This window comes from Citrobacter sp. TBCS-15, from assembly GCF_005280815.1.
In the GTDB taxonomy this organism is placed as follows: domain Bacteria; phylum Pseudomonadota; class Gammaproteobacteria; order Enterobacterales; family Enterobacteriaceae; genus Citrobacter; species Citrobacter werkmanii.
In genome coordinates, this window is sequence record NZ_SZWK01000292.1 from 226,180 (window position 1) to 241,476 (window position 15,297).

The 15,297-nt window shown below is 54.5% G+C and carries 10 protein-coding genes; 9 read left to right on the forward strand and 1 reads right to left on the reverse strand.

Annotated elements, in window-relative coordinates:
- Positions 1-35 precede the first annotated feature (35 nt).
- From phoR to malZ, 4 genes are all read left to right on the forward strand, one after another.
- Positions 36-1,331 carry a phosphate regulon sensor histidine kinase PhoR gene (phoR, locus tag FDW96_RS18700; protein WP_137366122.1) on the forward strand — a complete coding sequence of 432 codons (1,296 nt, stop codon included), beginning with the start codon at positions 36-38 and terminating at the stop codon, positions 1,329-1,331.
- Between the two features lie 664 nt (positions 1,332-1,995).
- Positions 1,996-3,315, forward strand: coding sequence for a branched-chain amino acid transporter carrier protein BrnQ (brnQ, locus tag FDW96_RS18710; protein WP_038638153.1), 1,320 nt, complete (start codon positions 1,996-1,998; stop codon positions 3,313-3,315).
- 79 nt (positions 3,316-3,394) lie between these two features.
- A complete protein-coding gene (gene proY / locus FDW96_RS18715; RefSeq protein WP_042310145.1) occupies positions 3,395-4,768 on the forward strand; it encodes a proline-specific permease ProY in 1,374 nt (457 codons plus the stop codon).
- A 139-nt stretch (positions 4,769-4,907) separates the two neighbouring features.
- Positions 4,908-6,722, forward strand: a complete 1,815-nt coding sequence (gene malZ, locus FDW96_RS18720) for a maltodextrin glucosidase (RefSeq protein WP_042310143.1) — start codon at positions 4,908-4,910, stop codon at positions 6,720-6,722.
- On the opposite strand, the gene FDW96_RS18725 is transcribed toward malZ, so the two are convergent.
- Complete coding sequence (locus FDW96_RS18725) at positions 6,716-7,618, reverse strand: LysR family transcriptional regulator (protein ID WP_137366123.1); 903 nt, start codon at positions 7,616-7,618, stop codon at positions 6,716-6,718. The genes malZ and FDW96_RS18725 overlap by 7 nt on opposite strands.
- 273 nt (positions 7,619-7,891) lie before the next feature.
- On the opposite strand from FDW96_RS18725, the gene FDW96_RS18730 reads away from it, so the two are divergent.
- The 5 genes from FDW96_RS18730 to FDW96_RS18750 all read left to right on the forward strand — a co-directional run bounded on the left by FDW96_RS18730 (position 7,892) and on the right by FDW96_RS18750 (position 15,260).
- A complete protein-coding gene (locus FDW96_RS18730; RefSeq protein ID WP_042310138.1) occupies positions 7,892-8,533 on the forward strand; it encodes a hydrolase in 642 nt (213 codons plus the stop codon).
- 103 nt (positions 8,534-8,636) lie between these two features.
- Positions 8,637-9,182: an antibiotic biosynthesis monooxygenase gene (locus FDW96_RS18735; RefSeq protein WP_079225253.1), complete on the forward strand. Its 546-nt coding sequence runs from the start codon at positions 8,637-8,639 to the stop codon at positions 9,180-9,182.
- A gap of 21 nt (positions 9,183-9,203) precedes the next feature.
- Positions 9,204-11,072, forward strand: a complete 1,869-nt coding sequence (locus FDW96_RS18740) for an amidohydrolase (RefSeq protein ID WP_137366124.1) — start codon at positions 9,204-9,206, stop codon at positions 11,070-11,072.
- Between the two features lie 136 nt (positions 11,073-11,208).
- The gene (locus tag FDW96_RS18745; RefSeq protein ID WP_137366125.1) at positions 11,209-13,866 is read left to right on the forward strand and encodes a DUF2339 domain-containing protein; all 2,658 of its coding nucleotides are present in this window, start codon (positions 11,209-11,211) and stop codon (positions 13,864-13,866) included.
- Positions 13,863-15,260 (forward strand): DUF3999 domain-containing protein, encoded by a 1,398-nt coding sequence (locus tag FDW96_RS18750; RefSeq protein WP_137366126.1) that lies wholly within the window; start codon positions 13,863-13,865, stop codon positions 15,258-15,260. Before FDW96_RS18745 ends, FDW96_RS18750 begins: the two co-directional genes overlap by 4 nt.
- The last annotated feature ends 37 nt before the right edge of the window (positions 15,261-15,297 follow it).

Sequence of the window (15,297 nt, forward strand, 5' to 3'; positions counted from 1 at the left end):
GCCTGATGGATTAGGCTGTTAATGGAGTAAGACGTTTGCTAGAACGATTGTCATGGAAAAGGCTGGTACTGGAGCTGATCCTCTGCTGCATTCCGGCGTTTATCCTTAGCGCTTTTTTTGGTTACCTGCCCTGGTTTTTGCTGGCGTCGGTAACCGGCCTGCTTGTCTGGCATTTCTGGAATTTATTACGCTTGTCCTGGTGGTTATGGGTCGACAGAAGCATGACCCCGCCGCCGGGGCGCGGAAGTTGGGAGCCGTTGCTGTACGGGCTGCACCAAATGCAGCTGCGCAACAAAAAGCGCCGCCGGGAACTGGGTAATCTGATCAAACGTTTTCGCAGTGGGGCGGAATCGCTACCCGATGCGGTGGTGTTGACGACTGAAGAGGGCGGCATTTTCTGGTGTAACGGCCTGGCCCAGCAGGTTCTGGGACTGCGCTGGCCGGACGATAGCGGGCAAAATATTCTTAACCTGCTGCGCTACCCGGAATTCACGCAATATCTGAAAACGCGTGATTTTAGTCGGCCAATCAATCTGGTGCTCAATACCGGGCGGCATCTGGAAATTCGCGTGATGCCCTATACCGATAAGCAATTGCTGATGGTCGCGCGCGATGTTACCCAGATGCACCAACTGGAAGGTTCGCGGCGTAACTTTTTTGCCAACGCCAGCCATGAGTTGCGTACGCCGCTGACGGTGCTACAAGGTTACCTGGAAATGATGCAGGAGCATCCACTGGAAGGAACGACGCGCGAAAAAGCGCTGCATACCATGCGTGAGCAAACGTACCGCATGGAAGGGCTGGTGAAGCAGTTACTGACGCTGTCGAAAATAGAGGCCGCGCCAGCGCTGCTGCTCAATGAGACGGTGGACGTGCCGATGATGCTGCGCGTGGTTGAACACGAGGCGCAAACGCTGAGTCAGAATAATCATACGTTTACTTTTGATATTGATAGCCGCCTGAGTGTGCGTGGAAATGAGGATCAACTGCGTAGCGCTATTTCGAATCTTGTGTATAACGCGGTGAATCATACCCCCGCGGGTACGCACATCACCGTGCGCTGGCAGCATATTGCCTCCGGGGCGGAATTTAGCGTCGAGGACAATGGGCCAGGTATCGCTGCGGAGCATATTCCTCGTTTGACCGAACGCTTCTATCGTGTGGACAAAGCGCGATCCCGACAAACGGGCGGGAGTGGACTGGGTCTGGCTATCGTGAAACATGCCCTGCAACATCACGATAGCCGCCTGAATATCGAAAGTATGCCGGGCAAAGGGACGCGATTTAGTTTCGTCATCCCGGAACGTTTAATGACCAAAAGTAACGATTAACCCGTATTCGTAAGATAATCTTTCCAAAAGCCAGCGCGAGTTAAATTCCGTTCCGTTAAGCATGTATGGAGAATGTTTTGCCCTGAATAAGTTTCCGTTCACCTTATGTGCATTGCTTCTCTGATATCGCTATACCTGTGAACGTGTAAAGGGCGTTCTCCGCCACGCCCTTTACACGTTCACAGGAACCGGTGTTTCAGAGAAAAGATGAACATAAGGTGAACGGAACCCTTGCTCTGAGAGTGCACAAGTTGATGCTTTCTGAAACTGAGGCGTTCACGGAGCAGCACTATGCGCGAGCTGATTTTTTTATGTGGTCAATAGTTACATCCTGAATTTTGCGACGTTTGATTGTTTTTTGTTCGAACTATTACCCATACCTTTTTCCATGAAATGGTGTTTTGTGCTAACCAGAATTTTCATATCGCTATATTGTTCTGGTTTTTGGATCCCACCTTGCTTTAAAACGTTATAAGCGTTTAAATTGCGCTCCAGATGCTGTCATACCGACTGCATTTACGCGGTAAATCGAAAAACTATTCTTCGCCGCGCCAGGTCGGGAGTGTTTCCCGCTGGAATTGAGCAAAAATGCCGCTGTATTGTCCCCCAGGGAAAGGCAAAAATTTATTGTTTTCAACACCACATCCACAGGCAGTAAGACTTTATGACCCATCAGTTAAAATCGCGCGATATTATCGCTTTGGGATTTATGACATTTGCACTGTTCGTTGGTGCAGGTAACATCATCTTCCCTCCAATGGTTGGTTTGCAGGCAGGCGAACACGTCTGGACTGCGGCTTTTGGCTTTTTGATTACCGCCGTTGGTTTGCCGGTACTTACCGTTGTCGCGCTGGCGAAAGTCGGTGGCGGTGTGGACAGCCTGAGTACGCCTATCGGTAAGGTTGCTGGGTTGCTGCTGGCTACCGTTTGCTATCTGGCGGTTGGTCCATTGTTTGCGACGCCGCGTACCGCAACGGTCTCTTTCGAAGTCGGAATTGCGCCGCTGACCGGTGATTCCGCGCTGCCGCTGTTCATCTACAGCGTGGTCTATTTTGCGATTGTTATTCTGGTGTCTCTGTATCCGGGCAAACTGCTGGATACCGTCGGCAACTTCCTTGCTCCGCTGAAAATTCTCGCGCTGGTAGTACTGTCTGTCGCCGCGATTGTCTGGCCGGCAGGCCCGATCAGCAATGCGATGGAAGCCTATCAAACCGCAGCATTTTCGAATGGTTTCGTAAATGGCTATCTGACCATGGATACGCTGGGCGCAATGGTGTTTGGTATTGTTATCGTTAACGCCGCCCGCTCGCGTGGCGTTACCGAGTCGCGTCTGCTGACCCGTTACACCGTTTGGGCAGGTTTGATGGCGGGTGTGGGCTTAACGCTGCTGTACCTTGCGTTGTTCCGTCTGGGTTCCGATAGTGCGATTCTGGTCGATCAGTCAGCTAACGGCGCGGCGATTCTGCATGCGTATGTTCAGCACACCTTTGGTGGCGCAGGAAGCTTCCTGCTGGCGGCGCTGATTTTCATCGCCTGTCTGGTGACTGCGGTTGGCCTGACCTGTGCGTGCGCAGAGTTCTTTGCCCAGTACGTTCCTCTGTCTTATCGTACGCTGGTATTTATCCTCGGCGGCTTCTCGATGGTGGTCTCTAATCTGGGGCTGAGCCATCTGATTCAGATCTCTATTCCGGTGCTGACGGCTATCTATCCGCCATGTATCGCACTGGTTGTATTAAGTTTTACCCGCTCATGGTGGCATAATTCTTCCCGCGTCATTGCACCTGCGATGTTTATCAGCCTGATTTTTGGTATCCTTGATGGCATTAAAGCTTCTGCAATTGGCGACGTGTTACCGGCCTGGACCCAGCGTTTACCGCTGGCGGAACAAGGGCTGGCGTGGTTGATGCCAACAGTCGTGATGGTGATCCTGGCAATTATCTGGGATCGCGCCGCGGGTCGACAAGTGACCTCCAGCGCGCACTAATCACTGACAATAAGTTTTAACCACGGGGCTATTAATATGGCCCCGTGGTTTTTTTATTGTGTTAACAGGTTAGGAATCGATGGAAAGTAATAACAAGCTAAAGCGTGGGCTGAGCACCCGGCACATTCGCTTTATGGCATTAGGCTCGGCAATTGGCACCGGGCTGTTTTACGGCTCGGCCGACGCGATCAAAATGGCGGGGCCGAGCGTGTTGCTGGCCTATATTATCGGCGGCGCTGCTGCATATATCATCATGCGCGCGCTGGGCGAAATGTCTGTGCATAATCCCGCAGCCAGCTCTTTCTCGCGCTACGCGCAGGAAAACCTCGGGCCGTTGGCGGGTTACATTACCGGCTGGACCTACTGTTTTGAAATCCTGATTGTCGCCATTGCCGACGTTACTGCCTTCGGCATTTACATGGGGGTCTGGTTCCCTGCCGTTCCGCACTGGATTTGGGTCCTCAGCGTGGTGCTGATTATTTGCGCCATCAACCTGATGAGTGTGAAGGTGTTTGGCGAGCTGGAGTTCTGGTTCTCGTTCTTTAAGGTTGCCACCATTATCATCATGATTGTCGCCGGGTTCGGCATCATCATTTGGGGTATTGGCAACGGCGGACAACCTACCGGTATCCATAACCTGTGGAGCAACGGCGGTTTCTTCAGCAACGGCTGGCTCGGCATGGTGATGTCGCTACAAATGGTGATGTTCGCCTACGGTGGGATTGAGATTATCGGGATTACCGCAGGTGAAGCGAAAGACCCGGAAAAATCTATTCCGCGCGCTATCAATTCCGTACCGATGCGTATCCTCGTGTTTTACGTGGGGACGCTGTTTGTCATTATGTCTATCTACCCGTGGAACCAGGTTGGCACCGACGGGAGTCCGTTCGTCCTGACGTTCCAGCATATGGGCATTACCTTTGCCGCCGGGATCCTCAACTTTGTCGTATTGACCGCATCGCTGTCGGCTATCAACTCTGACGTCTTCGGCGTGGGGCGTATGCTGCACGGTATGGCAGAGCAGGGGAGCGCACCGAAAATGTTCGCTAAGACCTCGCGCCGTGGCGTGCCGTGGGTCACGGTGATGGTGATGACTATCGCGCTGCTGTTTGCGGTTTATCTTAACTACATTATGCCGGAAAACGTTTTCCTGGTGATCGCCTCACTGGCGACCTTCGCCACGGTATGGGTGTGGATTATGATCCTGCTGTCGCAGATTGCCTTCCGCCGTCGTCTGCCGCCGGAAGAGGTCAAGGCGCTGAAATTTAAAGTACCTGGGGGGGTGACAACGACCGTTGTTGGCCTGATTTTCCTCGTCTTTATCATCGCGCTTATCGGCTACCATCCGGATACCCGCATTTCACTGTACGTTGGTTTCGCGTGGATTGCCCTGCTGCTGGTGGGCTGGGTATTTAAACGCCGCCGCGAGCGTCAACTGGCTGAAGTACAGTAATTTTTTGCCGGGTAACGCGTTGCGTCGCCCGGCAATTTTCTCCTCCCCCGAACTCCTCCCCCAATAAACGTTAAGATGATGAGTGATCCTGCTCTTTGCTATGGCAAGGTGGCTTCATTTTCATCAAAGGGGATACGTGATGTTGAACGCCTGGCACCTTCCGGTTGCCCCATTTGTTAAGCAAAACAAAGATCAACTGTCGATTACATTATGGCTGGCGGGGGAAAATCCACCTCAGCGGGTGACGCTACGTGCAGAAAACGATAACGAAGAAATTTCGCTGGGTATGCACAAGCTGCGCAGCCAGCCGCAGCCGGGCGTAACCGCGTGGCGGGCGGCGATCGATCTTGCCAGCGGCCAACCTCGTCGGCGCTATAGTTTTAAATTATTGTGGCCCGATCGTCAGCTGTGGTTTACCCCGCAGGGATTCAGTCGTTTTCCACCTGCGCGTCTGGAGCAGTTTGCTGTTGATGTGCCGGATAACGGTCCGCAGTGGGTAGCTGACCAGATTTTCTATCAGATTTTCCCGGACCGCTTTGCCCGCAGCCAGTCGAGTGAGTCGGCTCAAAACGTCTATTATCACCACGCAGCCGGGCATGACATCGTGCGTCGCGAGTGGGATGAACCACTGACCGCTCAGGCCGGAGGATCGACATTTTATGGCGGCGATTTGGACGGCATCAGCGAAAAGCTGCCGTATCTGAAAACGTTAGGGGTTACGGCGCTGTATCTGAACCCGGTGTTTACCGCGCCGAGCGTGCATAAATACGATACCGAAGATTACCGTCATGTTGATCCACAGTTTGGCGGCGACAACGCGCTGCTGCGCTTGCGCCACAACACGCAACAGCAGGGCATGCGTCTGATTCTGGACGGTGTCTTTAACCATAGCGGCGATTCACACCCCTGGTTTGATCGGCATAACCGTGGGACGGATGGGGCGTGTTACAACCCGCACTCCCCCTGGCGTGACTGGTATCATTTCTCTGCCGACGGTGTGGCGCTGGACTGGCTGGGCTATGCCAGCCTACCCAAGCTGGATTTTTGTTCGCAAAGCCTGATCAATGAAATTTATCGCGGGGAAGACAGTATCGTTCGTCACTGGCTGAAAGCGCCGTGGAGTATGGACGGCTGGCGTCTTGATGTCGTGCATATGCTGGGAGAGGGCGGCGGGGCGCGCAACAACCTGCACCATGTGGCGGGGATTACGCAGGCGGCAAAAGAAACCCAGCCTGAAGCGTATGTGGTGGGTGAACATTTTGGTGATGCGCGTCAGTGGTTGCAGGCGGATGCGGAAGATGCCGCCATGAACTATCGCGGTTTTACTTTCCCCATCTGGGGATTTCTGGCCAATACTGATATCTCGTACGACCCGCAATCTATTGATGCCCAAACCTGTATGGCGTGGATGGATAACTACCGCGCGGGTCTGTCGCATCAGCAGCAACTGCGGATGTTCAATCAACTCGACAGCCACGATACCGCCCGTTTTAAATCGTTGCTTGGCAAAGACGTGGCGCGTTTACCGCTGGCGGTGGTGTGGCTGTTTACCTGGCCTGGCGTGCCGTGTATTTATTATGGTGATGAGGTGGGGCTGGACGGCAATAACGATCCGTTCTGTCGTAAGCCGTTCCCGTGGCAAGCTGAAAAACAGGACACTACCTTGCTGGCGCTGTATCAGCGGCTGGCTAAATTACGCCATCAAAGCCAGGCGTTACGCCATGGCGGTTGTCAGGTGATTTACGCCGAGGATAACGTGGTCGTGTTTGTGCGGGTACTCAACCGCCAGCGCGTGCTGGTGGCGATTAACCGTGGCCACGCCTGCGAAGTGGTCCTGCCAGTCTCGCCACTACTGCGTGTCGCTCAATGGCAGCACCAAGAGGGTAACGGCCTGCTCGCTGACGATATCCTGACGCTGCCGGCGATCTCCGCCTCGGTGTGGATGGGTCATTGATACAAGCGTGCAATCTCCGGGCTTGCCAGCAGCGTTTCTCGCCACCAGCGCTGCGCCAGCCCATCGCGGCTGTTGCGCCATGCCATGTAGGCCACATCTTTTTGGCGAAATGAGATGACCGTTTTTTCCACCAGTTCGCCTGTGGCAAGCCACGGGCTGGCAATGTGGCGGGGAAGAAATCCGCAGCCCATGCCGGCTCGCAGTAACATCACTTTACTGTGGAAGTCATCGACGCGAATCTGCGCCTGCTCTTCCATCAGATTGGTTTGTAGCGGATGGCAAAAGCGGGCGCTGTCGCTGATAACAATGGCCCGATGCAGGCACAGCTGTTCGTTTGTCAGGCCGTCCGGCGCGGCGGCCAGCGGATGTTCGGGTGCCACGACAAATACATTATCCAGCGTGCCGAGCATTTTGTAGGACCAGGCCGCTGACGTTGGCGGTTCATTAATCGCCCCCAGAATGATGTCTGCGCCATTATGGGTCAGCTCCTCCCAGGAGCCCGCCAGCGTATGGTGGGTAAAACTCAGACGGGTTTGCTTATTCAGCGCGTGAAATTCATCAATAATGGGCAGCAGCGTGGAGAAAGGAAAAGAGTCGTCCAGCGCAATCGCCAGCTCTTTTTCCCAGCCTGAACTCAGCTGTACCGCCTGCTTTTCGAGATCTTTGGCCGCACTCAGCAGCAAACGTCCCTTTTCCAGCATCATCAGCCCGGTGTCGGTAAATTTCGCCCGGTGCCCGGAGCGGTCAAGCAGCTCGATATTCAAATCGCTTTCCAGCTTTTGAATCATATAGCTGAGTGCCGCAGGGGTTTTAAACAGCGATTCGGCTGCTGCGGCAAATGAACCCTGTTTGTCGAGTGCGTCGAGGATTAGCAAAACATCCAGATTGATGCGCATAAGCAGAAAATATCCTGAAAAATAAACTACTCTGTTGTACCTAATGAAGAAAAACAATGCCAGTGAATAAATTAGATGAGTCATGCGCATTTTTTTGATGTTGTTTAGGATATATCGCAACACAGAATTAATAGTTTCACAGGATGGTTAGTTTTCTTTAATAACTCGTTAGAAATTTCCCGCTATACTCAACAAGCTTTCTGATTCAGGATCCTGCTGCTGACGGCAGATACAGACCGTTGCCTTTTAACTCATTGATTAAGAAGGTGTGTTATGTCTATTCGGGAACTGATTGATCCTCAAAACTCTACGCTGATTTTTATTGATCATCAGCCGCAAATGTCATTTGGTGTGGCAAATATTGATCGCCAGACTTTGAAAAATAATACCGTGGCATTAGCGAAAGCCGGCAAAATATTTAATGTTCCGGTGATATATACCTCTGTGGAAACAAAAAGTTTTAGCGGCTATATCTGGCCGGAATTGTTAGCGGTTCACCCTGATGTTAAACCTATTGAACGCACGTCTATGAACTCCTGGGAAGATGCGGCGTTTGTGAAAGCCGTGGAAGCGGCCGGACGCAAGAAATTGATTATCTCCGCGCTGTGGACCGAAGTCTGCCTGACTTTCCCGGCGTTGATGGCACTGGAAGCGGGTTATGAAGTGTATGTGGTGACCGATACTTCCGGCGGCACGTCTGTGGATGCCCACGAGCGTTCCATCGACCGGATGGTGCAGGCGGGCGCAGTCCCCGTAACCTGGCAACAGGTTCTTCTTGAGTACCAGCGCGACTGGTCCCGCAAAGAAACCTACGACGCCGTAATGGATTTGGTACGCGAGCATAGCGGCGCCTACGGTATGGGCGTGGATTACGCCTATACCATGGTGCACGGCGCGCCGGAACGTAAAGCCTGAATACACGGCATCCTTCATGCTGCCTGAATGCATCGTTATAGATCTCGTGTATTGATATTGATGGCGGGCTATCCCGCCATTCTCCTTCAACAAGGAATCCTTCATGGCGCAGAACAAACATGTTACGTTGGTGATTACCCATACCCTGCAGCCTGAGCAGGCGCAGCGGTATGAGCAATGGCTGGGGAAAATCATGCCGGTGGCGGCCGAGTTTCCCGGTCATCTCGGAGCGAATGTGATTCGCCCTGCGGATGGCGAGAATCTGTGGAACATTATTATCCGCTTCGACACGCTGGAGCATCTGTACAACTGGACCCAGTCCGATACGCGTCGTGTGCTGGTGGAAGAGATAGCTCCGCTGCTGGCAGAAGGTGATAAAACCGAAATTCGTACCGAAGCGGCGTTTTGGTTTACGCCGCCCGCGCCCCATGTACGCCAGCCCAGGCGCTGGAAACAGTTCCTGATCACTCTGCTGGTGATTTTTCCCAGCACTAACCTGGTGCCGTGGTTGACCGGCATTGTGCTGCCTGCAATGAAGGGCTCGTTACTCCTGCATCTTATCAATGATGCGTGTGTGGTTGCGCTGGTGGTCTGGTTCTGGATGCCCATCGTAACCCGTCTGTTTGCCGGATGGCTGAAAAAAGCCTGACCGGTTTTTCAGGAGATTGTTATGTCGCAAACTGCCACACTGATTCTGACTCACGGAAAAATTCATACTCTCGACAAACAAAGCCCACAGGTCGAGGCGGTAGCGATCGCCAACGGGAAGATCCTGGCGACCGGTAACCACGATCGGATCATGAGCTTGGCCGCCGAAGGGACGCAGATTGTCGATCTGCAAGGACATACGGTGATCCCCGGCTTACATGATTCACACCTGCATCTGATTCGCGGTGGTCTGAATTACAACCTGGAACTGCGTTGGGAAGGTGTACCGTCGCTGGCGGATGCCCTACGCATGCTCAAAGAGCAGGCTGACAGAACACCGTCGCCACAATGGGTGCGCGTGGTGGGGGGCTGGAGCGAATTCCAGTTTGCCGAACGGCGCATGCCAACTCTGGAAGAACTGAATGAAGCCGCGCCAGATACGCCGGTATTTGTTCTGCATCTCTACGACAGAGCGTTGCTGAATCGCGCCGCATTGAAAGCCGTCGGCTACACCAAAGCGACGCCGGATCCGGCAGGTGGTGAGATTGTGCGTGATAGCAACGGCAACCCGACTGGAATGCTGATCGCCAAACCCAACGCTATGATCCTTTATTCGACGCTGGCGAAAGGGCCAAAGCTGCCGCTGGAAATGCAGGTCAATTCGACCCGCCAGTTTATGCGCGAGCTGAACCGCCTGGGACTGACCAGCGCCATCGATGCGGGTGGCGGCTTCCAGAACTACCCGGAAGATTATGAGATCATTGAGCAGTTGCACGCCAACAAGCAGATGACGGTGCGCATCGCCTATAACTTGTTTACTCAGCGTCCGAAGCAGGAGCTGGAGGACTTTGAACGCTGGACTGATATGCTCAAGCCTGGACAGGGCACCGACTTCTACCGTGCTAATGGCGCAGGGGAAATGCTGGTCTTCTCGGCCGCTGATTTTGAAGACTTCCTGCAACCACGCCCGGATCTGCCGGAAGGTATGGAAGATGAGCTGGAGCGCGTGGTTCGCCACCTGGTGGAGCACCGCTGGCCGTTCCGTCTGCATGCCACCTATGATGAATCCATTAGCCGCATGCTGGATGTGTTCGAGAAGGTGAATCGCGATATCCCGTTCAATGGTCTGCACTGGTTCTTCGATCACGCCGAAACGATTACCGAACGCAATATCGAGCGCGTAAAAGCGCTGGGCGGCGGGATAGCGGTTCAGCACCGTATGGCGTTCCAGGGCGAATATTTTGTCGATCGCTATGGCAAAGACGCGGTCAAACATACGCCGCCGGTGGCGAAAATGCTGGCGGCTGATGTTCCGGTAGGGCTGGGGACTGACGCCACACGCGTGGCCAGCTACAACCCGTGGACCGCGCTGTACTGGCTGGTTTCTGGCCGTACCGTTGGTGGTATGGCGATGTATGATGATAACAATCGCCTGCCGCGCGATGTGGCGCTGGAACTGTGGACGGCCGGTAGCGCCTGGTTCTCCAGCGAACAGGGTAAGAAAGGGCGTATCGAGAAAGATCAACTGGCCGACTTGGTGGTGCTGTCTAAAGATTACTTCAGCGTGCCGGAAGAAGAGATCAAAGGCATCGAGTCGGTGATGACTATTGTCGATGGTAAAGTCGTGTACGCAGCCGGGCATTTCACTCCGCTGGCGCCGCCAGCCATTCCGATTGTGCCGGACTGGTCGCCGGTGGTGAAGGTGCCGGGGCACTATCGCTCAGCGCCGCCTGCTGCGGCGAAAATTGGCGCAATGGTACAGATGCACCAGTGCTGCGGCAGCTGCGGTGTACACGGTCATCAGCATGATATCGCGCGTAAGTCGGGGATTCCGGTGTCAGATGATCGGGCTTTCTGGGGCGCGCTGGGGTGTTCCTGCTTCGCGTTTTAATCCCTCCTCACAGCCCCTGGCCAAACGCAGGGGCTGATTGTATTTTCTGAAAAGCGGGTCATAGTGTTAACAGATATGGCACAGCTGCAACAATTTGTGTCATTCTGGTCTGTCTTTACACAGTGAAGGTGGAAACATGGATGAGCTGCTAACCCTTGGCTGCATTGTTTTATTCTTTGCGTTGGTAGTGGTTCCTGGTCTCGCTATCGTGGCATACAAACGCAGTGCGGCGGTACGTTCTGAGCTGGCGGCCTTGCGCCGTCGGGTAGAGGAACTTGAGCTGCGCGGTGTGGCGCCGGAGTCTGTGGTACAGGCCATCGCCGATGCGCCAACGGCTGCAACAAAGAGTCTTCCTGTCGATGCGAAAACGGCTGCGATTAGCAGCGTGGCGCCGGAACCAGACACTGAACCGACCCTTGAACCCGTTAGCCCGTGGTCTTTACAGCAGACGCCGGATAAAGCGGTAATTTCCACGCCCAGCGTCGAGCGACCTTCTGCTTTTGGCGGGGTGATATCATCGCTGGTGCGCTGGTTTATGCAGGGCAACCCGTTGGCAAAGCTCGGCATATTGCTCCTGTTCCTGGGGCTTTCTTTCCTGCTGCGTTACACCGTCGAACATTCTCTGTTCCCGCTTGAGCTGCGCCTGGTGGCGACCGCGCTGTTTGCTATTGTCCTGTTGGCGCTGGGCTGGCGGTTACGGCATAAGCAACCGGTCTATGCGCTGATCCTACAGGGCGGGGCTACGGGGGCACTCTATCTCACCGTCTTTGGCGCGTTCCGGCTGTGGCAAATGCTGCCCATGACGCTGGCATTTGCGCTACTGGTGGCGATTTGCGCGGCGAGCGTGGGTCTGGCTATTTTGCAAAAGGCACTCAGCCTGGCGATGCTGGCCAGCCTTGGCGGCTATCTCGCGCCGCTGCTGCTTTCCTCCGGCGGCGGCAGTCATGTCGCGCTCTTCTCTTTCTATCTTCTGCTTTCGGTCGGTATTCTCGCTATTAGCATCTGGCAGCACTGGCGGGAGCTGAATCTGCTCGGCCTGTTGTTTACCTTTGGCGTTGGCGGTTTGTGGGGGCTGGAGGACTATCGACCTGAGTATTATCTGAGCTGCCAACTGTTCCTGATCGCCAACACCATTATTTTTGGCGTGCTGAGCGTGGCGCTGTCCCTTCGGGCGCAGGAAAAAGGCAAACAGATTATTGATGGCGTGCTGCTGTTTGCCCCTCCGCTGGTAGGTTTTGGCATGCAGTATGCCATTACCCGGCATATGGCATATGGTCCGGCGCTCAGCGCGCTGGGCTACGGTGGTTTCTATCTGGTGTTGGCGACGCTTGCGTTGCGGCGCTCATCTTCTCTGGGAAGACCGCTGGTATTGTCCGCCCTGGCGCTTGGCGGCGCATTTACCACCCTGGCTATCCCGCTGGCGCTTTCAGCCCGTTGGACGGCGATGGCCTGGTCGCTGGAGGGACTTGGGATCCTCTGGCTGGGTATCCAACAGCAGCAACGACGCATGAGTTATAGCGGTACGGCGCTGCTCGTGCTGGCCGTGGGCAGCGCGCTATGGGCGCTGGCGAACGGCATAACTGCGCTCTCAGTGATGCTGATATTTGCCGTGCTTAGCCTCAGTTGGCTGGCTGCCGCATGGCTATGGCGCAACATTCGGATACAGAGTAGTTGGGGGCTACTCGCTGGCGGTTTGCTTTTCTGGATTATTGCACTCGTTGCAGTTTCGCAGCTCATCCTGAAGCAGGAGCGGTGGGTGCTCTCTGGCGTGTTGGCATTAATGGCGGTATCGGTCTGGGGCTGGCGAACGATTGCTGGTCGCCTGGCATGGTGGGAGCTGGATGCCAGTAAATGGCTGTTGTGGCCGACGATGCTGGTGATGCTGATGTATCAGATCTCTTTGCAGCAGATTTTTGCCGCGGGCTGGCCGAATCTGGCCTGGTGTGCGGCGCTAATTGTTGCAGTGGCGCTGCTCTGGCGTGACGCACCGATATTACCGCCAACGCTTTCCCGGCTGGCACATTTGTCGTTCTTCTGGATGATTGTACTGGCGCTGGCGGTTGAGCTGTTCTGGTTCGCCCAGGCGCTACCGTGGGGGCGAACCGCGTGGGGAAGCGGCCTGATGATGGCGGCTGGCGGATTGCTGATTTTCCTGGTTTATCAAGCTGTTCAACGCAGGCTCTGGCCATTTCGTATCTGGCCGGCCTTATATTCTGTTCAGGCGATGGTTCCTGTTGCGTTGGTGCTGGTCGGTCTGCTCGTGCTGACGAATTTACAGGATGGCGTGGTTTATCGTCAGACATATCTGCCGTTGCTCAACCCGCTGGAAGAGGGCGCAGCTTTTGCCCTGCTAGGGTTGGTCGTGTTTTATCGCGTGTCTGAACGCTATTTCCCGGTGCTGCTTTCGGTGTGCCGCCCATGGCCGGTTGTGGCGCTGATGGCGCTCGGTTTTTGGTGGCTTAATGGACTGCTACTGCGCGCATTGTCCTGGTATGGCGAAGTTGCGTGGAATGTACACGCCCTGTGGGATTCGCGGCTGATTCAAACCTGTTTTGCTCTGTTCTGGATGCTGGCGGCATTGGTGGTGATGCTGCAGGCAACCCGGCGTCGCTCGCGGCAGGAATGGTTGTGTGGCGCCGTTTTGCTGGGGATAGTCATAATTAAACTGATGTTGGTGGATAGCGCGGGAGGCGGTGGTCTGGCGCGTGCGGTCGCGTTTATCGGCGTCGCCATTCTGGTGCTGATTATCGGGTATTTTTCACCTTTACCGCCCAAAGCTGGAGAAGAAAAATGAAATGGATTAAAGCGGTTCTCTGGAGTGCTCTGTTAGGAGCAACCAGCGCGGCGTGGGGCAGTAATACGGCTACGGATGCGCCAGCAGACTACGCGAAGGGCGTGAAGCTCTTAACGCCGGGTTCAGAGCAATGGTATAGCCTCCCTCTGCCATTAGAAGTATATCACGAGGCGGTCTGGCCGGACTTACGTGATATCAGAGTGTTCAACCGCCAGGGCGATGTGGTGCCTTTCACTCTACTGGCAGAAAAAGCGCAGGCAACGTCCCCGAGAACGATTCCTCTGCGCCTTTTTCCGTTTGATTCTACGGTGCAACAGGTGACGCCAAAGCAAGATGATGAAAGACCCGCGGTCCTGCTTCGTGCTAAAAATGGCATCGAAATTCGCTTCGAAAGTGAAAACCTGCAATCCATCGGGCAGAGTTATTTAATCGCCTTGCCAGACGATGTCAAAGAGACGCCATCGCTGTCCCAGTTGCGTTTAAACTGGGATGCGCCTGCGAAAAACTGGCAGGGAACGGCATCGCTTTATTACAGCCGAGATTTACGTGACTGGAGGTTGATGACAGGAAATGCGCCGCTGATGGATCTGACGCATAGCGACGACCGGTTGAAAATGGACACCTTAGGCGTCGATGATTTGCGCATGTCTGCTGATGGCGTCCCCTGGCTGTTGCTGATTCTTGATTCGCAAAGTCCTGCGTTAAATCTGACCGGAGTGAGTGCGATAACCCGTGAGGAGCCTCTGCTTACCCGGCCTGTTTCGATGGATGCTGAAGCGGAGAAAATTGTCCAAAACCAGGCGATTTGGCGCTGGTCCAGGCCGCAACCGTTGACCTCATTAAAGATTTCACTGGATAACGAAGGCGTATTGCCGGTTGAACTTGAATGGCGTAAGGGAGAAAAAGACGCCTGGCAGCCTTTAACCCGAACGGTTCTCTACAATCTGGAAAATCAGTATTCGGATAATATTCCGCTCTCCGGTGAGTTAGTTGAGGCGGTCCGGATGACGACGCTTCAGGCGCGTTTGCCTGACACTTTACCCGTACTGAGAGGGGAGCGCGACAGCTATAAAGTGATTTTTAACGCACAAGGCCAAAGCCCGTTTATCCTGGCATGGGGGAACAAAGCGGCGGAACCCGCGAGCGTCAGTCTGGCGATGCTGATCCCAGAGGCGTTACGTAAGCACAACGATCCTGACAAAATGCCTCAGGCTTTGGAGGATGAACCAGTTACTCTGGGCGGTGAGGGGCGGCTGACGGCAACCTCAGTAGCTGAGCAACAAAGCCAGTGGAAAACGCTGTTGGTATGGGGGGCGTTAATTCTTGGCGTCGCCGTCCTGGCGCTGATGGCGTGGCGAATCTGGCGTGAAGTGAAAAAAGGTAATCCGACATAAACCAATAAAAAAGGCCCGCATTACGGGCCTTTTTTCG

Bases quoted from the DNA above. Each gene is read 5' to 3' on its own strand.
- brnQ (WP_038638153.1), top strand. From the start codon at position 1,996: ATGACCCATCAGTTAAAATCGCGCGATATTATCGCTTTGGGATTTATG.
- proY (WP_042310145.1), top strand. From the start codon at position 3,395: ATGGAAAGTAATAACAAGCTAAAGCGTGGGCTGAGCACCCGGCACATT.
- malZ (WP_042310143.1), top strand. From the start codon at position 4,908: ATGTTGAACGCCTGGCACCTTCCGGTTGCCCCATTTGTTAAGCAAAAC.
- FDW96_RS18725 (WP_137366123.1), bottom strand. From the start codon at position 7,618: ATGCGCATCAATCTGGATGTTTTGCTAATCCTCGACGCACTCGACAAA.
- FDW96_RS18730 (WP_042310138.1), top strand. From the start codon at position 7,892: ATGTCTATTCGGGAACTGATTGATCCTCAAAACTCTACGCTGATTTTT.
- FDW96_RS18735 (WP_079225253.1), top strand. From the start codon at position 8,637: ATGGCGCAGAACAAACATGTTACGTTGGTGATTACCCATACCCTGCAG.
- FDW96_RS18740 (WP_137366124.1), top strand. From the start codon at position 9,204: ATGTCGCAAACTGCCACACTGATTCTGACTCACGGAAAAATTCATACT.
- FDW96_RS18745 (WP_137366125.1), top strand. From the start codon at position 11,209: ATGGATGAGCTGCTAACCCTTGGCTGCATTGTTTTATTCTTTGCGTTG.
- FDW96_RS18750 (WP_137366126.1), top strand. From the start codon at position 13,863: ATGAAATGGATTAAAGCGGTTCTCTGGAGTGCTCTGTTAGGAGCAACC.